Annotated in this window: 23 protein-coding genes and 3 pseudogenes; 13 read left to right on the plus strand and 13 right to left on the minus strand. The window is 55.1% G+C overall.

Annotated features, from left to right (window positions below; translation table 11 throughout):
• Nucleotides 1–33 precede the first annotated feature (33 nt).
• Nucleotides 34–438: an ArsR/SmtB family transcription factor gene (locus MW046_RS15455; protein WP_247995447.1), complete on the plus strand. Its 405-nt coding sequence runs from the start codon at nt 34–36 to the stop codon at nt 436–438.
• Nucleotides 439–572: 134 nt separating this feature from the next.
• Here the strand turns inward: MW046_RS15455 and MW046_RS15460 are convergent.
• The 5 genes and pseudogenes from MW046_RS15460 to MW046_RS15480 form a co-directional block, all read right to left on the minus strand.
• Nucleotides 573–878, minus strand: a pseudogene (locus tag MW046_RS15460) (TrkH family potassium uptake protein); the annotation flags it as partial.
• A 60-nt stretch (nt 879–938) separates the two neighbouring features.
• A pseudogene (locus MW046_RS15465) lies at nt 939–1625 on the minus strand (potassium channel family protein).
• 5 nt (nt 1626–1630) lie between these two features.
• Complete coding sequence (locus MW046_RS15470) at nt 1631–3907, minus strand: amino acid permease (RefSeq protein ID WP_247995448.1); 2277 nt, start codon at nt 3905–3907, stop codon at nt 1631–1633.
• Nucleotides 3908–3969: 62 nt separating this feature from the next.
• Nucleotides 3970–4389, minus strand: coding sequence for a universal stress protein (locus MW046_RS15475; RefSeq protein ID WP_247995449.1), 420 nt, complete (start codon nt 4387–4389; stop codon nt 3970–3972).
• A 3-nt stretch (nt 4390–4392) separates the two neighbouring features.
• Complete coding sequence (locus MW046_RS15480) at nt 4393–4848, minus strand: zinc ribbon domain-containing protein (RefSeq protein ID WP_247995450.1); 456 nt, start codon at nt 4846–4848, stop codon at nt 4393–4395.
• Between the two features lie 419 nt (nt 4849–5267).
• On the opposite strand from MW046_RS15480, the gene MW046_RS15485 reads away from it, so the two are divergent.
• Nucleotides 5268–6011, plus strand: coding sequence for an Lrp/AsnC family transcriptional regulator (locus tag MW046_RS15485; protein WP_247995451.1), 744 nt, complete (start codon nt 5268–5270; stop codon nt 6009–6011).
• A gap of 255 nt (nt 6012–6266) precedes the next feature.
• Here the strand turns inward: MW046_RS15485 and MW046_RS15490 are convergent, their stop codons facing one another.
• Complete coding sequence (locus MW046_RS15490) at nt 6267–6899, minus strand: hydrolase (RefSeq protein WP_247995452.1); 633 nt, start codon at nt 6897–6899, stop codon at nt 6267–6269.
• A gap of 715 nt (nt 6900–7614) precedes the next feature.
• On the opposite strand from MW046_RS15490, the gene MW046_RS15495 reads away from it, so the two are divergent.
• On the plus strand, nt 7615–8013 hold the full coding sequence (locus MW046_RS15495; protein WP_247995453.1) for a hypothetical protein: 399 nt from the start codon (nt 7615–7617) through the stop codon (nt 8011–8013).
• Here the strand turns inward: MW046_RS15495 and MW046_RS15500 are convergent.
• Complete coding sequence (locus tag MW046_RS15500) at nt 7991–8638, minus strand: alpha/beta hydrolase (protein WP_247995581.1); 648 nt, start codon at nt 8636–8638, stop codon at nt 7991–7993. The two genes, MW046_RS15495 and MW046_RS15500, sit on opposite strands and share 23 nt — an antisense overlap.
• 29 nt (nt 8639–8667) lie before the next feature.
• Nucleotides 8668–9282, minus strand: a complete 615-nt coding sequence (locus tag MW046_RS15505) for a VOC family protein (protein WP_247995454.1) — start codon at nt 9280–9282, stop codon at nt 8668–8670.
• A gap of 235 nt (nt 9283–9517) precedes the next feature.
• Between MW046_RS15505 and MW046_RS15510 the strand changes: the two genes are divergently transcribed.
• From MW046_RS15510 to MW046_RS15520, 3 genes and pseudogenes are all read left to right on the plus strand, one after another.
• Nucleotides 9518–9808 (plus strand): aldehyde dehydrogenase family protein, encoded by a 291-nt coding sequence (locus MW046_RS15510; RefSeq protein WP_438268210.1) that lies wholly within the window; start codon nt 9518–9520, stop codon nt 9806–9808.
• Between the two features lie 53 nt (nt 9809–9861).
• Nucleotides 9862–10233, plus strand: a pseudogene (locus MW046_RS15515) (FAD-dependent oxidoreductase); the annotation flags it as partial.
• A 410-nt stretch (nt 10234–10643) separates the two neighbouring features.
• Entirely contained in the window at nt 10644–10817 is a 174-nt protein-coding gene (locus tag MW046_RS15520; protein ID WP_247995582.1) for an oxidoreductase dimerization domain-containing protein, read from the plus strand.
• 376 nt (nt 10818–11193) lie between these two features.
• On the opposite strand, the gene MW046_RS15525 is transcribed toward MW046_RS15520, so the two are convergent.
• Both MW046_RS15525 and MW046_RS19490 read right to left on the minus strand, forming a co-directional pair.
• Nucleotides 11194–12351, minus strand: coding sequence for a low temperature requirement protein A (locus tag MW046_RS15525; RefSeq protein WP_247995456.1), 1158 nt, complete (start codon nt 12349–12351; stop codon nt 11194–11196).
• A gap of 209 nt (nt 12352–12560) precedes the next feature.
• A complete protein-coding gene (locus tag MW046_RS19490; RefSeq protein WP_282190246.1) occupies nt 12561–12695 on the minus strand; it encodes a hypothetical protein in 135 nt (44 codons plus the stop codon).
• Between the two features lie 826 nt (nt 12696–13521).
• On the opposite strand from MW046_RS19490, the gene MW046_RS15530 reads away from it, so the two are divergent.
• The 5 genes from MW046_RS15530 to MW046_RS15550 all read left to right on the plus strand — a co-directional run bounded on the left by MW046_RS15530 (nt 13522) and on the right by MW046_RS15550 (nt 18012).
• Nucleotides 13522–15369 carry a glucosamine inositolphosphorylceramide transferase family protein gene (locus MW046_RS15530; RefSeq protein ID WP_247995457.1) on the plus strand — a complete coding sequence of 616 codons (1848 nt, stop codon included), beginning with the start codon at nt 13522–13524 and terminating at the stop codon, nt 15367–15369.
• A 354-nt stretch (nt 15370–15723) separates the two neighbouring features.
• Nucleotides 15724–15957, plus strand: coding sequence for a hypothetical protein (locus tag MW046_RS15535; RefSeq protein ID WP_247995458.1), 234 nt, complete (start codon nt 15724–15726; stop codon nt 15955–15957).
• Nucleotides 15954–16430 (plus strand): hypothetical protein, encoded by a 477-nt coding sequence (locus MW046_RS15540; RefSeq protein ID WP_247995459.1) that lies wholly within the window; start codon nt 15954–15956, stop codon nt 16428–16430. The genes MW046_RS15535 and MW046_RS15540 overlap by 4 nt, the downstream gene beginning before the upstream one ends.
• Nucleotides 16431–16460: 30 nt before the next feature.
• The gene (locus tag MW046_RS15545; RefSeq protein ID WP_247995460.1) at nt 16461–16772 is read left to right on the plus strand and encodes a hypothetical protein; all 312 of its coding nucleotides are present in this window, start codon (nt 16461–16463) and stop codon (nt 16770–16772) included.
• A gap of 712 nt (nt 16773–17484) precedes the next feature.
• Nucleotides 17485–18012: a hypothetical protein gene (locus tag MW046_RS15550; protein ID WP_247995461.1), complete on the plus strand. Its 528-nt coding sequence runs from the start codon at nt 17485–17487 to the stop codon at nt 18010–18012.
• A gap of 239 nt (nt 18013–18251) precedes the next feature.
• On the opposite strand, the gene MW046_RS15555 is transcribed toward MW046_RS15550, so the two are convergent.
• Entirely contained in the window at nt 18252–19793 is a 1542-nt protein-coding gene (locus MW046_RS15555) for a family 43 glycosylhydrolase (RefSeq protein WP_247995462.1), read from the minus strand.
• A gap of 149 nt (nt 19794–19942) precedes the next feature.
• Between MW046_RS15555 and MW046_RS15560 the strand changes: the two genes are divergently transcribed.
• Nucleotides 19943–20116 carry a hypothetical protein gene (locus tag MW046_RS15560; RefSeq protein WP_247995585.1) on the plus strand — a complete coding sequence of 58 codons (174 nt, stop codon included), beginning with the start codon at nt 19943–19945 and terminating at the stop codon, nt 20114–20116.
• A 246-nt stretch (nt 20117–20362) separates the two neighbouring features.
• On the opposite strand, the gene MW046_RS15565 is transcribed toward MW046_RS15560, so the two are convergent.
• Both MW046_RS15565 and MW046_RS15570 read right to left on the minus strand, forming a co-directional pair.
• Nucleotides 20363–21154 carry a hypothetical protein gene (locus tag MW046_RS15565; RefSeq protein ID WP_247995463.1) on the minus strand — a complete coding sequence of 264 codons (792 nt, stop codon included), beginning with the start codon at nt 21152–21154 and terminating at the stop codon, nt 20363–20365.
• Complete coding sequence (locus MW046_RS15570; protein WP_247995464.1) at nt 21151–22362, minus strand: outer membrane protein assembly factor BamB family protein; 1212 nt, start codon at nt 22360–22362, stop codon at nt 21151–21153. Before MW046_RS15570 ends, MW046_RS15565 begins: the two co-directional genes overlap by 4 nt.
• 1299 nt (nt 22363–23661) lie before the next feature.
• Between MW046_RS15570 and dhaK the strand changes: the two genes are divergently transcribed.
• Entirely contained in the window at nt 23662–24657 is a 996-nt protein-coding gene (dhaK, locus tag MW046_RS15575; protein WP_247995465.1) for a dihydroxyacetone kinase subunit DhaK, read from the plus strand.
• Nucleotides 24658–24696: the final 39 nt, after the last annotated feature.

Raw genomic sequence — 24696 nt, forward strand, 5'->3', positions numbered from 1 at the left:
TTACAAAATACTACAATAGATGTTGTAATAAGTATGCGCCTCCTCCAATCAAATGAAGATGTCAACGACGCACGCGCAACCATCTTTCGTGCACTCGGTGATCCAAACCGTTTGCGTATCTTCCAGACGCTCGCTGAGGCAGACGAGCCGTTGAATGTGACCGCGATCTGTGATCGGACGGACCTCGAAGCGAATCTCGTTTCCCATCACCTCCAATGTTTGAAAAACTGCCAGCCCGTCGATTCCGAACGCGACGGTCGCCAGAAATTCTACGAAGTGAGCCGGTCTGAGGCCGTTGAGATGGTCGCACTCGCCGATGAGTGTATCCGGCAGAACATCGAAAGCATCCTCGGCTGTGATATCGTGACGCAGACCGACGACAGAGTCGAACAACGTTCGACAAGCAGCCGGATGCAGTCCGGCGACGATGACGACTAACACTGACGAGCACGAACGGACATCGCTGTTAACTGCCGCCGGGGCTGGCGGCGCAGGTCGCCTGTTGTCTGGCACTCGAACGCCTCGGCGGTGCCGCAGTACTTGGTGGATTCACAGCCACGATCTGTGAACCCCGGCAGGCCAAGTTGGACACTCCACGCAATCAGCAGGAACGGGAGTGAGCCGAAGAATCCGACCGAAAACCACCCGGACGCGGCGATGATCATCCCGTGGAACCGACCCGGGGCTTCGGCGTCCTTGAATCGTCGATGGAGCAGCCAGCCAATTCCCAACGGAATGACTGCAGAGACCAGTAGTGCCGGAAGCGCATAGTACTCACCCCAGACGATCGGCACGGCAATCGAGACCAGCATTAGTCCGCCAAGCGCCTCTAGGATGCGACCGATGTCTCGGCCGACTGTTGCAACGGATCCGTTCATACGCTCTCTGTGTTGTCAATTAAAGCTACCACGATTGTCACGAAATTCAACGTTATCATCTCATTCAACTCGATCTTCATAATGCCCAAAGATATCAGTAATTTCCGGGTCTGCACCGACACCAGAGTACACTGTCAGTAGATCACCTTTCTTGATGGTTGTATTACCGCGCGGAGTGATTGGATGATCGTGTCCGTCACGTTCGGTTGCAACAACGAGCATCTCATCAGTGATTAGTCCCGCCTGTGTGGCTTGTTGGAGCGTTTTCCCTACGATAGGTGCCTCTTCGGTGACTGTGATCTCGAAGACCTCCGCGTCCTTACCAATACACATATAGTCTACAATCGCTGGCCGTGTCATGGCCCGAGACAGATACTCGGCGATCAGCTGTTGTGGGTTCTCTATCGTGTTGACACCGATCTGCTCGAAAAGCCCCATGTGCTCTGGGTTGTGGACGACCGAAAGAATCGCAGGAATCTCGAATTCCTTCGCAAGCAGGCACGTCATCACGTTCGTTGCGTCCTGATCCGTTGTCGAGATGAGCGCATGGGCCTGTTCGGCATCGGCATCCTCTAACGTGTCTTTCGTTGTAGCGTCGACGTTCAACATCGGACAGTAAACCGGTCAGCGGCCCGATTCGCGCGTTTTTTTGTCACGCTCAATGACGACGACCTCATTGCCTGACTGCGTCGCAATATCGATAAGCGGTGTTCCGATATCGCTTGCGCCGATAGTGATAATGTACATAGTGATCATACCTCCAGTCTCTGCATGAGCGCTTCACGAACTGACATAGGCGATTCCTCCGGACCGCGTGCCATTACAACAGTTTGAGGGACTTCTGCGCCGATTTTCTCAGGGAGCGACCCAAAGACAGCCTGTGAAATCGTCCCTGACCGTGTTGCACCGACACACACCGTGTCGTATTCCTGAACTGCCTCGATAATCGCCTGTTCAGTATCCGCAGCGACCGCCACCTTAGCATCGTACGACATGTATTCGATTTCAGCACGTTCGACTAACTCGGCAATCACTGCTTCACCACGCTCGGTGGGTGAGAGCCCCTCGTCACTCTCGGACTCTGATGACTGAACGTTGAGAAGCATCAACGACGCTTCGTCGGATGCGGCAACGAACTCAGCAGCACGCCGGGCCGCAACCGGCGCGTGTGGCCCTTCACCAGCAAGCACCATAACGTCCCCTTCACCGCGTCCGCCTTCGGGCCCGAGTTTCACTAGCGTCGCGTCACACGGTGCACGCCCAATCACGGGATCGATCGTTGACCCGAGAACGTGTTCACGTCTACTCCGGGTACCTTGCCAACCAAGCAGGACGTGCTCTGCGTTTTCCTCTTCAATCACGTCCAAGATGACAGATCCAGCATCACGACCGACAATCGCGCGTGTCTGGAGGCCGATATCGAGGTCGGTGGCAATATCACGGGCGGATTCCAACAGTTCTTGCTGTCGTTCGACGCGCTCCTCTTCGAAGGTGAGATCCTGTGAGAGCGATGTCTGGCGGGGAACTTCGATGACGTTGACCGCGATTACCTCAGCGTGTTGGTCCTCGTGAGCGTATGCGCTGGCCGCAGCCATCCGGAGGAGATCCCGTTCAGTCTCCGGATTCGCAACCGGGACGACGACGCGATAGCGCCCTTCACCATCTGCCATCGCAGTGGGCTCGGGCGCGATTGCTTCACCGACGAGGCTAGTACTAGGTGCTCGATCACGGGCGAACCAAAAGTACCAGAGCACACCGAAGACAACGATACCGGTGCCGATGACCTGAACGAGGACGTTCATCTGCACGAGAATCGCCAGACAGGCCGCGAATCCCACGATCGGCACGAGAGGATACAGACCCGTCGGGATTTTGAAAGATGGATCATATGCGTCTGGATTTGCTCGACGCAACACGACAACAGCGACGTGAACGAGAGCGTACGTCACGAGATACATAAAGCTCGCCACCTCGGCGAGCGTCCCAACTCCAACGCCGACCGCGATCAGGACGAGAGTGATAATCCCCGTGACTGTGATCGCTCGATACGGCGTCCGGAACCGTTCATGGACCTCGTTGAGCCAGTTGACGAGGATCCGGTCACGACCCATCGCGAAGTTGACCCGAGCGGCCGAAAGGATGCTCGCGTTTGCACTCGATACCGTCGCAAGGACTGCACCGGCGATCATTACCAGTCCTCCGATCGCTCCCATGAATTCAGTAGCAACGTCGGCAACTGGAATCTGGGATGCTGAGAGGGCATCAATCGACAGCGTTCCCGTCGAGACGAACATCACGCCGACGTACATCAGCGTCGGCGTCACCACAGCCGCAATCATCGCGAGCGGGAGATTCCGACTCGGATTTTTGATCTCCTCAGCACTGGTCGCAATAACCTCGAACCCGATGAACGAGACGTAGACGGTCCCGATTGTCGCTGCAACCGCTGGCCACCCATTCGGGTTGAATTCTCCGAGAGCCGGCCCGCCGAAGATACCCAGAGCGAGAAACGCGAGAATAAGCCCGACGAGCGATAGGACAATGACGTTCTGGAGCGCGCCGGTTTCCTTGACTCCATAGTAGTTGACTGCCGTCAACACCGCAGCCATTACGAGTGCGGCGGCGGTGATCCCGATCTGGCCCCAACCAGCAAGAAAGCTGATGTACTGGCCGAGTCCCGGAAGGAGATACTGACCGAAGCCGATCATGTAGAACGCCGAGGCGAACGTCAGTCCGGCCCACATTCCCCAGCCGACGATACTGCCGAAGAACGGCCCGAGTGCTCGATTGACGTAGTAGTAACTACCGCCAGCCTTCGGCATTCCGGTTGCTAACTCCGAAAGGGAAAGCGCTGCTAACAACGAAACGAGACCCCCACCGAAAAACGAGATCATACTTGCGGGACCAGCTTGCTCGGCAGCGATGCTCGGTAGGACGAAAATCCCTGCTCCGATCATCGTTCCGAGACCGATCGTGTAAGCCTCAAGGAAGCCGAGATCGCGGGCAAGCTCTTGTTCGGTCTCACTCATGCGATGCTATCGTTCCGTCATGTACATTGCTATGTGTATGCATACTCGAATCAACTCAACTATCATTCGTTTTCGGCCTCTTCTGGGAGGGTGATAACCGGACGATCCACGTTCGTGATCAATTTCAGCGTCTTATCACCCGATATAAATTTGATGAAGCGATTCCCGCCTCGGGGATGGAACGCGATAGCGCTGGCATCTACGTCTACCGCGACTTCTATAATAGCAGCAACAACATCTCTTCGGTAGACAGTTGCTGTCTCTATCTCTGGAATGAATCCACGGAACGCACCGAATGCATCCGAAGCCCGTTGTTCAGCCTGTTCGAGCGGGAGCTTATCTGGCACTCCTTCCCCCTTTTCGATTACATGAACGACGGTTATTTGACCGTACTCATAGCAATCCAGCACCTGTGCCGTTTCACGAGCATCCTCTTCGTTCGCAACCGGGACAACGAGATGTTTTGTAAGCAATCTAGACATATCTTACCCCTCCGTCTCAGACTGGCTGACATTCTCACTGCCACAATGTGGACAGACAGATGCGTTTTTATCAAGATGACATCCGCAAGAATTACAGCGAATTTGTTCCGAGTTATGGACGTCTCCGAGATACGCCCAGTGCAGTGATTCTGTTCCATCCAGCTGCGGTTCCCGACGGACGTGATACAGTGAAACGATCTCTGTATTAGCACCAGGACCATCTGAGTCCGGCGGATGCTTTCGCACGAGCGCGTACGCGCCGTGGTTCTCGATCTGGAGGACGTCCCCAGCTGCGGTTGCTTCAATCTCCTCTTCGATCGGAGTACGAAGCGCCTCAATACGGCGCTCGACGTACGAAAGAATGGCTTTCAACTCAGGTAGCTGTAGCGAGTCGATACGCTGAATCAACGCATCCGAAAGGGTATCCGGTGGCTCCGGCTCCTTATTCGAGTTACTCATATCTCATTCTTCCTGCGAAAGGACCACGCTCATCCAGTTTCCGAAAAGAACCACGTGGGAACCGCCACACAGAGAGCTCAGTTGCGTCTAAGACGAGCGAACCAAATGGGCGGACGATAGTGTTCCCTGTACTGATCAGTTGAACTGCACTAGTTGACGAGGAAACGAGGGTGTACAGTGGGCCCATATACGAAGTTATACTATGGAACGGTAAAAATATACCGGATTCACAAACGATACCGAAATAAATAATAGAAATATTTTTTATTCGTTTATGCTGGTCGTCAAGGAGTCTACTGCTGGATTAGACGCAGTTCCAGGTAGTTTGAATGCGTTGGGTTTGGATAATAGACCAATTCCCAATCAGATGCCTAACGATAACTTAAAAGTCTTTGAGGAATCAATATGGAAGTATAAGTATGTCCTTTCAAATCGATACGGTCGATGAACAGATCTTATATTATCTCTCTCAAGAGGCCCGTCACACGTCTGCGCCCGATATCGCAGAGAAAGTCGACGTCTCAGCACCGACCGTTCGGAATCGAATCCGTCGACTCGAAGAAGCGGGTGTAATCCGAGGATATCATGTTGATATTAATTATCAGGAGGTAGACGGACGGCTCACGAACTACTACGTGTGCAGTACTGGCTCTCGTGACCGGGAAGAGATGGCCCAACGAGTCCTTGATATTTCGGGCGTGATAAACGTTCGAGAGATCATGTCCGGCAAAGGGGATCTCCGGATTACGGTCGTTGGGACGGACACCGACGATCTTACGCGAATCGCTCAGGGGATTACATCGCTTGGCATCGAAATCGACGACGAGGACCTGATTCATCGGGAGTATTTCCGCCCCTACGCGCCATTTGGTCCCCGTGATGAAGAGTTGGCCTCACCAGTCACCGGTGTCGCTGGACTCGCTGGCGATGCTGATGTCGTTGAAGTGATTGTCAGAGAGGACGCGCCAATCGCGGGGAAAACGCTTCAGGAAGCAAACGAGAAAGGACTTGTTCCCTCCGACGTGCTTGTCGTCCGAATTAATCGCGACGAAGGGACGATTACACCAACAGGAAAGACGCTGATCAAGGAGGATGATTTTGTTACCATCCACTCCCGATCTGGCGTTACTGAGGAGACGCTCCGAGTGTTTACCGGAAGTTAAATTCTACCTGATTCCGTTGTCGAGTTGAATACCCTTGCTCATTGATCGGCACGTCCTATCCTAGTTTTCCAGCGCTAGTGGTAGGTGCCAACGCACATACGCGGTGGTGATTGATGTCGGCATAAAGTCAGCTCCTTTCGAACGGATTTAGGCTTATAAGTGATTGTTGATATTGGAACAAATGACTTAAAGTATAAACGCTCTCAGAATCCCCGATCGAAGGTCCACTACGATACCCGATAGTGCTGATATGCGTTACTCCTCCAAGAAGTCCCCGTATTGAACAGCCATTCCGAAGTCGCCAGCGTGGTCGATGGAGATCTGGTGAGCCTCTCTGGCCCCGTCGTCAGCCCAATCACGCTGAATTTCATAGAGGACTTGGGCCCAGGTGACCGGCGTCGCGCCCGCGTTCACCATCCGCTCAAGCGCATGTTCATGATCGGCGGCCGTCCGACCCCCACAGGCGTCGGCTACCACATACACATCGTAACCTGCATCGAGCGCCGAGAGCGCGGCGAAGCAAACGCATACCTCCGTCCAGAGACCAGCCATGACTAACCTGTCACGTCCCGTCGCTTCGACGGCCTCGACGTACGCCTCATTCTCCCACGAGTTCATCGACGTGCGGTCGATCACCGTTTCGTCTGAGAGTACGTCGCGAATTTCCTCAAAAAGTGGCCCATTGTGTTCCCTGCCGATGGTCGAAAGCACGACCGGAATATCGTACACATCTGCCGTCTTTGCAAGACCACCGACGTTGTTTTGGAGTGCTCCTGTCTCGATCGTATTGACGCCAAGTACCATCTCTGGTTGGTGGTCGATGAATGTGATCGCGCAGTTCTCCCGTGTGAGTAACCGTTCGCTCGGCGTTGCTGTTGCGTTTGTCATAGATGCCCTCCATCTCGCCACTGTCGTACTCACCGGTTGTCTAGTCTACCAATTCCGCTCGCACGATCCCCCGAGAGTACGGCATTAGCGGGTATTCACGGTTCTCTGGCATGGAATATAAACATTAGGCTACCGCAACTCCCCGACGCCCTTTGTCAGTATCCCGGGATATAATTATCCGAATGCCCGATGATCATCGAAGTCGACACCGAGTGCACGGCATGGACAGTTACCAACGGCCAGGAAATCCAGTGGCCGAGGCTGCTCGGCAGCCAACAAAATACAAGCGGAGACACCCTGAGCGCTACGGACCGTGGTCCAGATACCTCGGCCATGGCGTCGCGGTGAGTGTCGCTGACTGCCTGAGACCGTCGACATTGAGTTACATATATGACAAGAGATGATAGTATGGCCACGACGTGATTGAAATCGTTCGCAAGCGGAGTCTTGTACATGCTGCTGGATTACTGTGAGTCAATGCAGACGCATTACATCCATACGTCTGTAATTGGCAGCGCCTCCTTTACCTTTGCCACCACTTCGGTGGGATCATACTGTCCTACAATTTTCGGGGCGGCCTCTAGATTGCGTCTAGGATGAAGACACGTCCGGTTCCACAACCACTCCGACCAATTGATATCCTTCCTGCGCTAAACAGTAGCCGAATCAAACCCGTTTCGCTGGGTGCTATCTTTTCTTGTTCCGAGACGTACTGGTGAGCGGGATTTCGATGAGCGAAGCGACCAGCGTACTATACGTGACAGTAGTGGGAAGCACCGGGAAAATCCTACACGACGACCGTGCCTCATCGGGATTCGTGTTTCACGTGGACGACGAGTCGCGGGGTGTGCTCGACACCGACGGCAGGATGGCAGTGCGACTCGGCGAAGCCGATATCGTCTGCAACGATCGACAGCGCACTGTTCTCGCACCTCCACGCCGATCATACGGGCGTCGAACCAACACGATGGAGGAACAGACGCCTACGAGTGGTTGTATCGACGGACGATTCCGTCAGTCGTTTCGATGTACGTTCCCGGAACCACCTCCGATGTACGTCGATACGATTTATACTAGTCGTCTTACGAACCTTACTCCGATCCATCTTTTGTGAGGCGATTGAGGAGATCGGTCACGACTCGAAGCTCGTCCTCGTTGACGGTATGACCCATGCCCTCGTAGATGCGTTCGGTTACGTCGCCCCCAAGATCTTTAAAAACATCTGTTGACTCGTGGACGCGCTCTTGTGGGACGTGTGGATCGTCATCACTACAGCCGAGAAAAACCGGCGTATCGGAAAGCGATCCCTCGTAGTCGCGCGACGTGTCCTCGGGACCGATCAATCCTCCCGAAAGAACGGCGACGCCACCATAGCGCTGAGTGTTGCGGGCAACGAACTCCGCGGTGAGACAGCCCCCCTGTGAAAACCCGAGTAGTAGCGTATGTTCGGGCCCGATGCCAGCATCCGCTATCTCGTCGAGGACGTCATTGATGGCCTGTAGTCCTGAAGAGAGTCCCGGTTCGTTCTGCTCGATCGGCGCAAGGAACGAGTTCGGGTACCACGTGTTTCGGGCAGCCTGCGGCGCTAGATAGACCACGCTGTCCGTGAACCTCTCAGCGAACTGTAACATGCTCTGTGCTGTCGCTCCTCGGCCGTGGAGAAGGAGTACTGCCGCTTTGGCATCCTCTGGTGTGGCACCAGCCGTTGCAAGTGGCTGGTGCTGGTGTGGTCCATCCATCATTTCGTTTGCCTCTGTATCTGCTGTCATCAGGAAGTGGGGAAGTCGTGACGTTCGACCGGCAGGCCGAGGTCTTCGATGGCTGCTTCGAGATGTTCTTCCTTGGCGTACTCCGCCCCCGCCTCGACGCGCTTTTGCTGGGCGAGCGCGAGCGCTTCGCCGCGCTGGTCGTCGGGAATCTCGAACTTATCGGCAGCGAGTTCGATGGTGAGTCCGTTATGGTCGTACGTGTATATCGACCGGAAGATACCACGATCGACCTCGCTGTATCGGTGATCGTGCGCTTCGAGTGCCTCACTGATCTCAGCGAGGCGTTCGGGCTCGTACCGGAATGCGAGGTGATGAACCGCACCGACGCCCGGTCGCTGTGGGCCTTGATGTGACTGACGGTCTTCTTCAACGAAAAATGTGAGAATGCGGCCATCGCCTGTATCGAAGAACAGGTGGGTCACGTCGGGCGCGTCAAGGTTCGGCTGGCGCAGCACCAGCGGCATTCCGAGAACGTCCCGATAAAATTCGACTGTGTCCTCGATATTGCTTCCGATAAGAGTGATGTGGTCTACCCCGGCGAGCTGAGTCGCACTATCGGGATGCTCAGCTGTTACAGGCACTTCGTCATTGGTCGTCGATTGATCATCCGTCATAGTGGTACTCCGGTAGTAGATTCGTTTCCGAACCGCTAAAACGCTTGGAGACACCACAGTTATCAGGTAACACCGATGTTAGTACCAGACTGCACGCAAGAACGTGACGATCAACATGTCCTACCACGTGTCTCATGGTCGCTGCATTCGAGCAACTCGGCTCTGGCGACTAACCGTCCGCGACGATCTCTAGGACAGTGAGAACAGTTTAACAAACAACAACGCTTGACGAGGCTTGCCCCGAGGTCCAGCGGGCGATCAATATCTTTTATTACCATGCGGAGAAGGCTCGCGACTACGGGGCACGCGGAAACCGGCGAGCAGCCGCGATATGCGGCTGTCCACTGTCGAAGAACCGTCCGGTGTGGCTGCGCCCATCACGCTGTGGAACTGCTCGATTGCGATCCCCCCGTGGAAGATGGCTGCCACGCTCGCATCCGGGAACACCGTTGTGTTCAAACCTGCTGCGTCAGACCGAACATCGCCCGTAAATTCGTCATCTGTCTCGATGACGCTGGATTACTGAATGGCGTCGTCAACTACGTGACCGGCCCCAGTAGCGAAGTCGGTGACGAGGTCATGCGCCACGGCGATGGCGACATCGAAGCATTAGATGATCTCGTCTCAGTCACACCTACGGAGTTCATCAACGAACGTGACATCGATCCCCGTCTTGAACACGAGGTCACCACTACCGATCTTGAAGCCCGAACTGTTAGCGTCGTCGGTCCTGATGGCGAGCAGTTTGAGCAAGCATACGACTCCCTCCTGATCGCGACCGGCGCGCACGCGTCTCGTCCTGATATGCTGGGCACCGATATCGACGGCGTGTTTACGCTCCATAGTATAACTGCCGGCCGAGACATTCGTGAGTACGTCACTCGTGCTCGGAACGAGCACACGCCAAGATTTCACGACGGCTCCAACACGGCAGCACAGCAGTATCTCGACGCACAGCCACCAGAGACGGTTGCACTCGTCAGTGGCGGCTACATCGGTATCGAACTTGGCCTGACCGGCGCGGTCGCTACTGACGAGTATGGACGAACGAGCGTCTCGAACGTCTTTGCCGCGGGTGACTGCGCCGAAGTGGATAGCGTCGTAAGCGAGGAACCGATCTATGCCCCGCTCGCACTAACTGCCAACCGGTACGGAAGGGCCATCGGACAAACGGTTGCGGGCAATCCGACGCCGGTCGGACCAGCCACAGGAACGGCCGCGGTCAAAGCGTTCGACCTCGAAGCAGCGACTACCGGGATCGTCGATCACGACGACGCGGAAGAATTGGGATTCGACCCGATCACGAACACTATCGAGGTCGGTTCGCGCGGGCTACTATCACTGGCGGCTCGCCGATCACGATCAGCCTTACCGCCGATCGTGAGTCTGGTCAGTTGCTGGGAGCCAGCATGGTCGGAAAGGAAGGTGTCGCCCATCGCATTGATTCAATCGTGACAGCACTTCATGCAGGCATGACGACTACTGACGTCGAGTATCTCGATCTCGCGTATGCGCCGCCGTTCAGTCCGACATAGGATCCGGTTCTCGTGGCCGCAAAAGTACTGAATGGACGATCTGATAACGAACCTATCGTCGAACCCGATACGGATGACATATTCGATTCGGCCGTGAACGAGTGAGGTATACGCGTCGTACTCCAGGTGAACTGCGTGATGTAGGCGATTGGGTGCAACTGATCGTCGGATTGCGCGTTGAGCCGCAATGCGGAGTACCCCGCACAGAATGCGATGACGTCCGACGCGACGAACACGAGCCACGCGGCGGGACCAGCTTCGACGGCCACGACCCTGAGCACCGCAAAAATCCCCCCACCGACCATTCCACCGATGGCCATCGCGAGTGCCTCCGTGAGCTCCTTCCGAGACTGGATCTCTTACAGTGACTCATCGTTCAGCCTGCACGGAGTCTGTTTCGATGTTCGGATCGCACCGTTTCGTAGGCCGCAAGCCCAACGAACAGCGCTGTGAGAACTGCGAGAGCGGCGATAGCGGGAACCCGAACCGCTAGGGGGGTCAACACGAGGGCGGCGGCGGCCACAACGAGCCGCAGGACGCTGATGTTACCGTGGTCGCGGTATCGGAAGGCGTTGTGTCCGATCAGATAGACTGCACCGCCACCGAACAGAGCGACGGCAGCGATTATCCCGAGCGGCTCGCCGGTGTGTGCGAGGGTTTGCTCGATACCGAGCGCGACGAAGATGATGCTCCCGACCATCAGGAGGTGGATATAGCTGTACGAATCACGCGCCATCTGTGTTTGTTCGTGGCCGCTGGCCGCAGCAAGGGTTTGTTCTGCGGCAAGTACGACGTAGTCGAAGTAGAGCCACCACAGTGCGATGACGAGTACAATCCCGAGGAGGGCAGCGAGGACGACACTGAAACCGAGTTCCAATCCCTCCGCCCCGACGCCGATCGCCACGAGCGATTCACCTAGCGCGATGATGAGAACGAGTCGGTGGCGTTCGACGAAGTGCTCAACATTGACGTGAAATCCCTTGACGCCGCGTACGAACACGATACCGTAATCGAGTGCGAGTGCCACAATCCAGAGTACCCCTTCGAACAGCCCATCGAAGAATCCGGCGATGACAATCAGTGCTGGTCCGCCAAAGAATCCCGGCGCGGCTCGGAGGACTGCATTGCGCGTTTCGGGCGGAGTGGCAACTGCATAAAGAAGGACATGCAGGACCCGAACGACGAAGTAGGCGACGCCGAAGAGCACCCCATCATCGCCGAACGCGCCGGGCACAGAAAGCGCGACGATAAGCATGGCCACCATCGCGGTGAGGATCACAGAGCGCGCAGGTAACATCTCCTCGGCGGGCACAGCACCAGTGAGCCACGAGTAAGTGACCCACGCCCACCACAGCATCGCGAACAGCGCCGCACCGCGCGCCATACCGGTCCACGTGAGGTTCTCGACGAGGAACCCGGTAACCTGAGTGAACGCGAAGACGAATACCAGATCGAAAAACAGCTCTAAGGGAGTGACATCCTGTTCTTGTTCGACGCCGTCTTGTTCTGCAACGACCGATCCGTTCGTGCTCATCAGTGTCTTCATGGAGCAACAGCGACTTCAAAATTTACGCCTCCGGGGAAGTTCGCCGTCCACCATGAAGATGTCTGACCATCGTGAAGTGGATGGGCCTGTATGAATCGCGCGCTAGTACCGTCTGTTCGTGGTCACTCTCGCTGACGAGACCCTGCTCTGCTCGATGACTGTTTATCTCGTTGTCAGTCCAACAATCGAACGTCGAGTCATTCCCCGCGGATCAAGTGGCGCAACTCGGAATATATCGTCTCGAAGATCGCGAGGCCGACGAACAGGACCACGAGCGCGGCAACGATCGCAGTAACGAGTCGAGGCGCGCTGACGCTGCCGATATCACGCAACTGTCAGGCTGTATCCCCGAATAGATAGAGCGCGCCGCCGCCACACGTTGTACATCCTTCGTCTGATGACACATATATGATGCTACCCGTATGAGCGCGATCTCCATGCTCGTGTGGCACGTTCCGTACGACACCTGCGACGGTGACAGATTCCTGTTCCAGTTTCTCGATGTCCTCGGTTTCGTCCGCGTACTTTCGCTTCGGGATCGAGTCCCATCTCGTCGTACGCAGTCTGTACCGTCCGGCGCTCATCCATACCTATCTTAGTGATCAATTCCACTTTAATTCATATAGAGAATATCTATATAATACACGACAGCGACACCGTGATGCTCGTCGGAGGCGTCTAGTATTTGCCGAAGATGTTCCTGAGGAGCCCCCGGTTCAATGGACCGCTGTAATCGGCTCGGTTGAATCACTAAATAGCAGGGGGATAGATCGCTACATCAGAGGAACTGAAGCGGGTGACTGTGAGTGTCCACAATACAAATCCTGCTCATTGGGACGTTGTGTCTGTTGCTCAAAGCGTTACTGGCGATTCACCACGACTCTCACTTGGGCGTGTGATCACACTCTCTCAGCCTTCCTCCTTCGCCATCAAGCCTATCGAGGATCAAAGAAATATGCACTCATAACCACTTGTACCTTTAATCGATAACGATATACAGCGTAGATGGGCTAAAAACGGCAGTTTAATATAATGTTACTACGAATACCAATTCTAAGAATGAAATTGGGTTATCATGATAAACGGTGTTTTGGTAGCTTTCAACGAGGGGTATGGTCGAATAGCAAATTATTGATATCTGAATATTGATTTAATATAATGACTAATCGATTCACCCAATCATCTGTTGGAAGACGATCCATCCTCAAAACCATCGGGACGACGGGAATACTGGCTGGAGTCGGTGGAGTTGAGGCAAGTACCAATGCTGCTAGCACCCAGCGCACCGACTCGTTGAGTGCAGTCAATGCTTCGGCACGGCCGCTCACGGTCGATGATCCGTGGCAGACCTATGAATTCGCAGGCCAGTACGATTCGCCGGTCGTCATCGCTATGCCGCCATCGTATACCGGTCCAGATCCATGTCATATTCGGCTACAGAACGTTTCCAGTGAACGCTTCGACGCTCGTATCGAAGAGTGGCGGTATCTAAACGGCGTTCATTACGAAGAAACTGCTGGCAGTTTAGTAATGGAGCCCGGAGAGTATGATCTCGACGGCGGGAGCGCTGTCGAGGTGGGGCGCACTGTCGCCGATCACACCTGGTCGACGGTGTCGTTCGATCAGACGTTTGAGACGCCACCACTCGTGTTCTGTCAGGCCGAAACAGTCCAAGGGCCTCAGCCAATGATCACCCGCATCTCTGACGTTTCGACCGATGGGTTTGCCGTGAGAGTGCAGGAAGAAGAAGCAATCGGGGGCTATCACCGCACCGAATCGCTCGGCTACGTCGCTATCGAACCCGGTAGTGGCACTCTCAACGGGATGACGTTCGAGGCAGGACGGATGGATCTCGAAGATCAGTGGAGCCGACTGTCCTTCGACAATACGTACACGAACCCTGTCTTCCTCGCCGGGATGCAGTCGTTCAATGGCTCGAATACTGCCAGTCTCCGCCACCGAAATCTCTCGACAACCAGTGTCGAGGTGATGGTGCAGGAAGAACAGAGTCAGGACGATGAGATGAGCCACGTGATCGAGCAGGTGGGCTATCTGGTGCTTGAAGCGAACCTCGATGAGGAGTCACCGCACCGGGGTGAGACGATCCCGAACGTTCCACACGCGCCGAGCGGAGTGACTCCTCCGACGGGAAGCAACTTCCGGCCGTCGGCTGCAACGCCCGTGTTGCGTGGAAGCGACGTGACCGACTACGGTGCGGTGGACTACGTGGCTGATCCGTTCCTGTTCGTTGAGGACGGCACGTGGCACATGTTCTTCGAAATCCTCAACGCGAGTCGGGATGATGACGCGCCGATCGGCCACGCCACCAGCCAGAACGGGCTGGACTGGACGTACGATCAGGTAGTGATGGCAAACCGGTACCACCAGTCGTTCCCGCTGACGTGGAAACACCGCGGGAGCTACTACATGACGATCTCGTATGGCAAGCGCGTAGAGCTGTACAAGTCTCGTCAATTCCCGACCAGTTGGCGCTACATCGGCAACGCGATCGACGTTGGGTACTACTGTCACGATCCGACGTTCATTCGGTACGATGGGCGGTGGTGGTTGTTTACCGACCGTGGCAGTCGAAACGTAATGGTGTATCACTCCACAGATCTCGAACGCGAGGGGTGGACGCCACACGAGCAGAATCCTGTCGTTACTGATCGATTACAGGCAGGCCGACAGGGTGGCCGACCGATCGTCGTTGACGGTCAGTTGTTCCTGTACTTCCAGGACTGCGTCGAAAACTACGGCGACGCCATCCGGTGTTATGAGGTAACCGAGCTGTCTCCGTCTACGTACGCCGACCAGGAGGTGGCCGGATCACCTGTGCTCCACGAATTCGGTACCGGGTGGGCGAACAACGGGATGCACACGTTCGATCCATGGTGGCGCGGCCCAGAGAAGGGCTGGCGTTGTGCGGTCGATGGCGTCCGTGCACAGGAATCGACCGAGGATCTGTGGACAATCGGTATCGTCGATATCCCTCCTACTGGATAGTCTCATAGAGTAGCTCGGGACGCCATACGCGGGGATCATTCGTGTACTGGTGACCACATCGATATCTTCCGCTTCGATGGACCGAAGTATCGCTTTCGTGGAGACAGTGGACGTAGCAGACGTCTCTATCTAGCGCAGTGAGTGAAAACGCTGCTGGAGATTGAAATCGGGGTCATTCAATACGTGATGTCCTAACTGCTGATGATGGGCATGCATGATTCCCGATGCACGGTTTATCTCGAAATCCACCTGACAACCAAATTTTATATCTATTTATCATAAGCATTTTTATATCACTAATATGGTACAATTATTGATAAAAGTATGAACTGTTCGAACAGGATCATCTGTCCTGTGACTGGTAATCTTCGCTGTCACATATCAGAGGGATTTCGCAGCGATACGATCGACGGCAGCGAGGTGACTGGCTCGGTGGTGAGCGGGCGCGACAGCTATGTTTACACTGGTGAAATCCAAGCCAGCGACATCCCGTCCAGCATTCAGGTGCTCAAAAACGGGACGGAGGCCACCCCCGGCTCGTTGCTGCCCGAGGCGCAGTTCAATCCGGAAACCCTCCTAACAAGATGACGATCAGCATCGATCGACAAGAGCGGGTGGATTATGGATTTAGTGTCACTGGCAATCTCGAAGTTGGCCCGCTGGGCAATTCGAGCAGTGGCGATCGGGCTGCTAACGGGTATGGGCGCGGTTACGGTGCCAACACCGGTGCGGACGAGTATCTGTACTGTGGTGGACTGGAGAGTCTCAGTGACTTCACCTGTATCCAACTGGATGTCGACTATGACTACCAGCAGCTCATCGTCCGTGATCTTACTGACAGCGCTGATCCACCGTATGGCTATGAAATCACCGTGAGTGGATCGCTTTCGAAAGCAGACGCGAACAATGACGCAACGATCAATGGAAACACGGTCTCCGGCAAGGTCACTGGCAAGACGGATGTCTTCGATTTTACCGGCGATCTCCTCGAAGTGATCTTCCCAACCTCGATCAAGGTCACATTCGAGACGCCGTATCCTCGGCTGACCGACGAGAACTAACACCCCGATACATCCGTGGAAAAGCTCGCCATGGAATCGCTCGTGGATCCAAACAACGACCGCATCGTGTTCACCTCGACCGCCGTCGAGGATCGGTTCGAACTGTACCTCGCCCACGGCGTCACTGCTGTCGATGAGGTGCCATCGGTGATCCAACGTATCAGCGAAGAGATCGTGGTCGGCGTCAGCAATCTCGCGTGGGCTGAGCCCAACGTGCTCCAGTTCTGGCGGGACGGCTATGACTGTACTCAGGAAATGAATCTCAACAACCTCATCTACAAACCAGTCGTATCGGCAGAAACACCATATCCAGATTCAGCATCGAATGGAGGTGGAGCATAATGGGAGGAATAAAATATGACTATTGTAAAGATATTTCTCCTTTCGTTTCCCACTTCTGGTTTGGGACACCATGGGTGGATGCGCTTGGTGGGGGGGAGCCGGGACGATTTGTTCGATTGTAAGAACTGGAAAAACCCATGGTGTATGGACGGAAGGCAGAAAACAGTGCAATGGCTATAAAACACCGGAGCTAAAATGGCTTCCATTTAAGGTCACCACGAAGGGTCTAAACCATCTTTCTTACTCGGATCTATGGAAACGGGAAGGTCCATCAGACAATCCATACTATGCTTTAGATGTGTGGATTGGTATTGAGGAGAGAAATAGCGGCAAGAAATGTGTTTGGTTTGGTGTTGATGCAGGCCCAGGCGTCGATTGAGGGCCTGATGTAGGCTATGCGCTCAAGAACCTCACTGCGAGCAAGGTGGGATCAGGTACGGCGACATCTACACCATAGTAGAAGAAGTCCTAGAAGCGATTGCTGGTGCAGTAGATAGGGACTCTGCGATTGATCTCATTATCAAAGCGGCAAAGTTCATCATCGTGGCTGCTATTGCTGTCGTAATAGCTTTTATAATAGTCAAATTAAGCCCAGTGGTTCTTCTGGGGCATTAGCAGCAGGGGCAATAGTAGGGACAACTGGATAATATCGTTTTAATTATAAACACCACTTTTCTATTTTACGATCAATAAGTATATAATCGGCAGAAATGTGGTAGATAAAGAGAGACAAATGAGATCTGTCAAAGTCGGCGTTGGACAGGTGACTATCACAGATGAAACTATACAGATCGACCAGGGGCCAATTAGGGTTTTGAAACGGCTTTATGAACAAAGCAAGCTACTCATTGCTTTTATAATTATCGGTTCTTTGTGTACAATTATTATGGCTATTTTTGAGTCCTCACCACTTCGCGAATTTGCACAAATCACAATTATATTTGTTATTATTGGTATTCCTCTTGCAACTCTATACCCAAAGATTAGGAATAATATTGAGAATGCTTCAGAAATCTGCCGTGTAGATATCCGTCATATCAAGTATACGACCGGGTCACGACTGTCTGCTCCGAAGCTCCGCATCATCGTTGATGACGGCGTGGCAACTGGAGTCCGTACCGTCCCGTTGTCTCATCGACGACTGGGTGGCGACCAACAGTTAGAGGCAGCGATTCAAGCGTTTGAAGACGCTGGCATCGAGATTGTTCCGACCGATGAAACACCTGACGAAGACGGGTGATCTCATCCACGGCGAATCGAGCTATCAAATTCTCAAAAGCACACGACACCGAGCCAGCCCGGACGAAACCCCAAGCGACCGTTTCACCGGGAGTTCTCGATCACTTCGTTTCAGCGACGACCGTGTCACCGAGCAGACCGACGCGACGATGGCGACGGTACAGATACCCGAGCTCAACGACGGTTTTCGGCCCGAGATACGACAGAAGAATATTCATATAGTAAATTATTTCATTGTCTCTACGAGATAAATCGCCAGCGCTGATGATCTCCAGCGTTCCACGTCCATTGCTGAACGTTTGCGGCGTCCGACGTCGACTGGCTCGCGACGTCAGCGGCCTTGCCGCTATTTGCGTTCACTAGTTGGTAGGTGCCGTCGCCATTGTCCACGATGTCCCACTCCTGGCACGAGTGGCCCGTGTCCGTATACTGCCGGACGTTCGCGCCGTCTTCGGTAGACGCATTCGCCACTTCGAGGAACTGCCCGCTGTTGACGTTCGTGATGTCGTACGTCCCGCTGCTGTTCTGGGTAACGTTCCACTGCTGGCACGTACACCCTGTATCCGAGTACTGCCGGACGTTCGCGCCCGCGCTCGTCGATCCGTTTGCAACCTCCAGATGCAACCCGCTGTTGGCGTTCGTGATGTAATAAGTACCATCGGCGACCGGACCGCCGCCCTCGCAGTAGCCGCCTAGGCCGGGATTGGTCATCTGTGCGGATGGCGTCCCATCGCAGCCGATCACCGGCCAGCCATTCTCCCACTGGATCGGATCCAGGAAAAACTGTCGCGCGGGTGGCCAGCCGTTGTTTCCTGCGTACTCCGGGCCCTCGGTGTCGTAGGCATGATAGACGAACCACCAGGAGCCGTCGTCGGCGACCGTTACGTCGCCGTGGCCCGGTCCTACGAACCGAGCGTTGTCTCCGAGGTGGGTTGGACCTGCGTTCCACTCGTCGCGGTCGAGCATCGCGGTCCCGTTCATGTCGTAGTACGGTCCGAGGAAGTTCTCCGACCGCCCGACTTCGATCTCGTACGTACTGTCGAATCCGGCACAGCAGTCGCCGGTCGAGCCGAAGAAGTACCAGTAGCCGTCCCGTTGAAAGATGGTCGCACCCTCGTAGGCGCTCCCGACAATCTGGTCGAACGTCCCAGACCGGACGTCCTGAAGGTCGGCAGTGAGTTCTACCACGTACACGCCGGCGAAGTTGCCCCAGAAGAGGTACGGCGTCCCATTGTGGGAGACGAAGTACGGGTCGATGGTGTTGCCGGGGTAAGGATGATCCGGGTTGGAGAGGATCTCCCCGTGGTCTGTGAAGGGACCGTCGGGCGTGTCGGAGGTGGCGAGGCCGATGCCGGGCACGAGACTGTCGTCGTCCTCCCGTGGCCAGAGCGAGTAGAACAGTACCCACTGGCCGTTGTGGTAATGAATGTCCGGCGCCCAGACCGAGCCGTACAGCCAGCCGGGTCGCGAGTCGAACGCCTCGCCCTCGTACGTCCAGTTGACGAGATCCGGCGAGGAGAGGATCGGCACCAACATCTCGTCGGCGTCGTTGTTGTAGCTCATGTTCGAGGCGTACGTCCACCAGGTTCCATCGTCGGCGCGATGAATCGTCGGATCCGCGAAGTCCGGGCCGTACAGCGGGTTGTGATAGTGTGTAGCGCTAGGATCTGCCGTCACCGAACCGCTCGAGACGGCCATCCCCGCTGCTCCGAGTGCCCCCGTGCCGAGTATTTTCAAAATACTACGTCGATCTATTCCACAGTTGTCATGACTGTCTGTCATGCAATTCTAAATAAGATAGTAGTTTATAAATAATTTACCTTGGTAATTAACAATCTTTTATGAAAAATAAAATGGAACTACGCGTAGAAGGTGCTAGGTTGCGCTAAAGGATACCTCTGGTCTCAGTAGACCCACTGTTGGACGTTCGTGTGGTCGCTCCTGTCGGCGTTGGCGAGTTACATCACGAGGCCGCTGTTGACATTCTCGATGAAATAGCGACCCTGCGCGGTGGGGGCTTACACGCTGTAGGCAAGACTACCCAGCGGGTGGTTGCCAGCGATATCGAGGTCAGAGAGACGGCCGAAACCCAAGGAAGCGACTGAATTTATCGAACTCCATTGTCTCATGGTTGACGAGGATGCTCGTATCTCCGATGATGGGTCCCCTCCACCGTTTGGACTAAAGTGGTAGGTAGACACCACTCACCATCTCCTATTGATCGAAGGACATCAACTCCCGTTTTATATGAATCATTGGCGATCACCATCCAGCATACAAAGAGTTTCAGTTCGAGCTGTTGAGGGTACTCATTGATCTATGGCATGTGTGATGGAGTTAGAGCCGGGCCCTCAACGTTCGAGTGATCGGGGAGTAAGGAAGACGGCGATCGTTCCAGCGTGGAGACCGGCAACGAGCGCGGAGCCCAAGGGACCAACCAGTGGCACACTCATCCCGAGATGAGACAGCAGCCCTAAGAGTCCAATCACGGCGACCAGCGTCCAGCCGTGGCCGGTGGTACGCTGCCAGCTGTGCTGGCAGGCAGTGCGAACCGACGCCCCGGTAATCAGGAGACCTGGAAGCGCAAACAGGCGAACGAGTACGAATACCCAGATGACGAAGACCGGGAGTGCTACCAGGAGTCCAGCGCCCTCGATGTGGACATCTGGGCCGAATTGAAAGAGACCGACGAGTGCTGCGTAGCGCACGACGGCGGCCGTCGTAAGCGGCGTTCGGAGCAGTTGAGCGAGAGCGTAGGCACCTGCACTCACAACAACGACGAAGTTCAGTAACTCCAACCCGATCGCCCACACCAACCACTGCGGTTTCAGGTCCACGAACGCTGAGAGTGGAACACTGGCGCGGGAGAAGACCGTGACAGGGAGACTGAGCAACACAGCCACACGCCCATCTTGGATCCCAGCGTATCCGGTTGTCGGGATCAAATCGTGGAGCCGGAGCCAATCGATGCCTGCTACAACGAGTCCAGCGAAGACCATGACAAGGACGACACGGGGGGTCGTACGAAGGCGACGATACGCCCCGGTCACAAGAGCAACGGTCGAGAGCGACGCGTTACTCTCTCGTACATCCTCCGACTCGTGGCCGGTCGCATCGGACTCCCCCTGATCGGCGGCCGTCATCGTTCCTCCAGGGCATAGAGTGTTCCATTTCCGAGGACGTAGATCGTCTTCCCAGCAAGCGCTACCGGTGACCACGTCGTGTGTTCGGATTCCAGTGTAAATCGCCATCGAACATGGCCATCTGTGATATCAACAGCAGCAAGCCCACGGCGATTTGCAGGTACATAAATACAACCATCCGCGACCGCCAATGAAGACGACCGTGAGGACGCCATCTGGACCGCTTCACTCCGCCAGAGTTCGGTTCCATCTGTCGCATTGATTGCGAGGAGTCCGTCGCTGGAGCAGATGTATGCGACACCGTCAGCGACGGCGAGCGCTCTCGTCGTGATGGACCACTTCTCAGGAGTGTGTGCCCAGCGGACTGTTCCGTCGTAGTTCAAACCGTACAAACTGCCACTCCAGATACCAATAAGGCCATCGGTGGTGGCAGTCACTGAGACCGCTCCTGCCTTTCCGATTGAACGCGTATGTTCACCGGTGGTGGTGTCATACTCGATGATCCCCTTTTGATAGTCAGCAACGTATACGGTCCCCTCATGGATCACCGGCCGATTCGAGTTATTAGCAGTTTGCCAGCGGATTCGACCACTGCTCCCGTCGATTGCACGGAGGTAACCACCGCCTGTAACGAACACTGTTCCATCAACCGCAATGGGAATCTTCCGATTTTCTCCGGTAAAGATTGGAGTGTCGCCGCTACCACGAGTCTGCCATCGAGTGCGGCCAATCCGGTTGCCACCAATGGCGATCCCGCCTCGTGGGTGGAGTCCAACAGCGCCTGACACGGTACTGAACACGAGTGTCGGTGACTGGTACGCACGGGCGTGGGTGATCGCTGGTGGGGAGTTGAATTCTCGATCGATCCGGAAGACGACATCCCCGCTCGCAGCGTCGACACAAACTAGTTCTCTGCCGGTACAGTACACCAGTCCGTTGGCGACGATCGGCGATGGAAAGAAGGAGAGCGACCGCTGTATCTGATGCTTCCACCGGACGCGGACCCCATCTTTCGGCGGACGAGCGTCAGGAGCGTAACCGGTGCCTCCCGGATCGTGCTGTTCCATCGGCCAATCTGATGCATCGTTACTCTTATGTGAGGCAGTGATCTTGATCGCTCCATCGATGACGTTCTGACTTATAGGGATCGAGCCCACAAGCGCACCACAACCCGCAAGCACACGTCGTCGTGAGAGTTGCGAAACCACATGTCACAAGTATGTCCTCCTTATCCAAATAGATTCTAATTGGTTATCGGGAATGAATCCTATCACAGTCCCCCGATTCGTGATGTCGATAAAGGCCGCGAAAAGTCAGCATCCGCTGTTTACTGATCAAAGGAGCCAAGTCTCTGAGAGAAATTGAGCTGGGGGTTCTGGATCGAGTCACATACCGAACCAAGCCTTCTATCGACGCTACACGGTGAATTCCGGGTTATCTCTTGTGAGAAAAGTCCATTTATAGAGCCCCACCCCAAAATAGGGATATCACGTTTTCGGGATATAGAGTGTCTACAAACGAATATCGACAGAATCAAACGCAATCTGAAGAATCGTCGAGGACGATCTCTGCATCAATCACTGACTGATGGGAAAGGACGGCTCGATTGGAGGACAGCAGTCGAACGCACGCACAGAATGGGAGTCCTGCGGCTTGCCGCAGGCGAGCGTGAGTCAGGGCACTCGCTACAGGTGTACTCGAACTCTGCGCGGACGTGTTGGCGACAGAACTGTGGGTCACCGCCTTCGTCGAAACTCGTTACCTCGTTCCAGTCGCCCAACTGATCTTCGAATTGAATATGCACTGACGTGACGTACTGTCGACGTACGCTACTCGGCACGAAGACCACTATACGGAATTGCTCGTGCAGTCTTTGAGTGCACAGAGCGGGAAGATCTCCTCGGGGAGGCGGGACCGATAAAGCAGGAGTTCATCGACTAATTGGAGTCCGGGAGCGTTGAGCGGGATTTCAGAGAACTGTTTTGGTCAGTCGCGGAGTTCTACGACCGACTGACCGACCTCTCGGACGTGGTTACTTCGCTCAAGGCCGAGTTCCTCGGCGAGGGAATCCACTGTCTCTTCGAGGCTCATACGTGAAGGAAACCCTCCAAGCAGTAAGGCCCTCACTGGAATAGCTGATATATAGAAAATGAACATCTATCGGTCAGCTATTCCCAATCGAGTTCAGCAGGAATCTTACTGAATCCGGACCCAAAATATCGATATGCAGTCCACGCAGCGTTTTTAGCACCACTAATATCTGCGTCTGCATCTCCTATCATCGCATAAGCCTCGGCTGGAAGCCGTTGTTCGGTTTACCGGTGTGGCTGCCGCCGGACTAGTGACCATCATGATCGGAGCGACGGGCAAACCGCGATACGAAACGCCACCATTAGGCAATTCAATCACGGTCGACCGATAGTCTCGCTCGGAGCACACTATCGATACCTCGGCTCGGGGAACGTTAAATAGTAGCATGAGGTACCACATACCAGGGCTACAATTCCATGAAGAAGTTACTCAACGATCCGTCCGAAATGGTCGACGAGATGGTCGACGGCATCGTCGCCGCGTATCCGGACCATACCCGACGGTTGGACGATACGAACGTGATTGTACGAAACGATGCACCGGTCAGTGGAAAGGTCGGCGTCGTGAGTGGTGGTGGAAGCGGTCACGAGCCGACCCACGCAGGCTTCGTCGGCGAGGGAATGCTCGACGGTGCGGCTGCGGGTGAGGTGTTCACCTCTCCGACCGCCGACGAGCTGAGTGAGATGATTCAGGCCTGTGATGGTGGTGCGGGCGTGCTGTGCGTCGTGAAAAACTACGAAGGTGACGTGATGAACTTCGATACGGCCGCCGAAATGGCCGAGTTGTCGGGCGTCGACACGGTCGAGCAGGTCGTCGTCAACGACGATGTTGCGGTCGAAGATTCGACGTACACCTCGGGCCGTCGAGGCGTCCAGGGCACCATTTTCGTCCACAAATGTGCCGGTGCACTAGCAGAGCGTGGTGCGGACATCGAGGAGGTGGTCCGCGTTGCGGAGAAGGTCATCGACAACGTGGGATCGATGGGGATGGCACTCACCTCCTGTGTGACCCCGGAGAAGGGTGAACCGACGTTCGACATCGACGACGACGAGATCGAAATCGGCATCGGTATCCATGGAGAGCCAGGCGTCGAACGCACTGAACTCGTAGAAGCCGACGCGATCGCCGAGCGTCTCACCAACGAGGTACTCGATGATGTCCAGCCGTCTGGCGAGGTTGCGGTCATGGTCAACGGGATGGGCGGGACACCCCAATCCGAGCTGTTCGTCGTCAATCGCACCGTTCAGGAGCTACTCGTGGACAACGGACTCGCCCCCTGGAACACGTGGGTGGGCAACTACATGACCTCGCTCGATATGGCTGGGTGTTCGGTTACGATACTCGATTTGGACGAAGAACTGATGGAGTTGCTCGATTCACCAACCACCGCGCCCGCGTTCAAAACAAAATGATACCCGATCAGATGACGATTACAAGACACTACCACAGAG

The organism is Halocatena salina (genome assembly GCF_023115355.1).
Lineage (GTDB): Archaea > Halobacteriota > Halobacteria > Halobacteriales > Haloarculaceae > Halocatena > Halocatena salina.

Coding starts and splice junctions, on each gene's coding strand:
- MW046_RS15565 (WP_247995463.1), bottom strand. CDS start 21,154: ATGACGGCCGCCGATCAGGGGGAGTCCGATGCGACCGGCCACGAGTCG.
- MW046_RS15505 (WP_247995454.1), bottom strand. CDS start 9,282: ATGACGGATGATCAATCGACGACCAATGACGAAGTGCCTGTAACAGCT.
- dhaK (WP_247995465.1), top strand. CDS start 23,662: ATGAAGAAGTTACTCAACGATCCGTCCGAAATGGTCGACGAGATGGTC.
- MW046_RS15455 (WP_247995447.1), top strand. CDS start 34: ATGCGCCTCCTCCAATCAAATGAAGATGTCAACGACGCACGCGCAACC.
- MW046_RS15475 (WP_247995449.1), bottom strand. CDS start 4,389: ATGTCTAGATTGCTTACAAAACATCTCGTTGTCCCGGTTGCGAACGAA.
- MW046_RS15530 (WP_247995457.1), top strand. CDS start 13,522: ATGACTAATCGATTCACCCAATCATCTGTTGGAAGACGATCCATCCTC.
- MW046_RS15545 (WP_247995460.1), top strand. CDS start 16,461: ATGGAATCGCTCGTGGATCCAAACAACGACCGCATCGTGTTCACCTCG.
- MW046_RS15485 (WP_247995451.1), top strand. CDS start 5,268: ATGTCCTTTCAAATCGATACGGTCGATGAACAGATCTTATATTATCTC.
- MW046_RS15500 (WP_247995581.1), bottom strand. CDS start 8,638: ATGGATGGACCACACCAGCACCAGCCACTTGCAACGGCTGGTGCCACA.
- MW046_RS15540 (WP_247995459.1), top strand. CDS start 15,954: ATGACGATCAGCATCGATCGACAAGAGCGGGTGGATTATGGATTTAGT.
- MW046_RS15470 (WP_247995448.1), bottom strand. CDS start 3,907: ATGAGTGAGACCGAACAAGAGCTTGCCCGCGATCTCGGCTTCCTTGAG.
- MW046_RS15480 (WP_247995450.1), bottom strand. CDS start 4,848: ATGAGTAACTCGAATAAGGAGCCGGAGCCACCGGATACCCTTTCGGAT.
- MW046_RS15525 (WP_247995456.1), bottom strand. CDS start 12,351: ATGAGCACGAACGGATCGGTCGTTGCAGAACAAGACGGCGTCGAACAA.
- MW046_RS15555 (WP_247995462.1), bottom strand. CDS start 19,793: ATGACAGACAGTCATGACAACTGTGGAATAGATCGACGTAGTATTTTG.
- MW046_RS15490 (WP_247995452.1), bottom strand. CDS start 6,899: ATGACAAACGCAACAGCAACGCCGAGCGAACGGTTACTCACACGGGAG.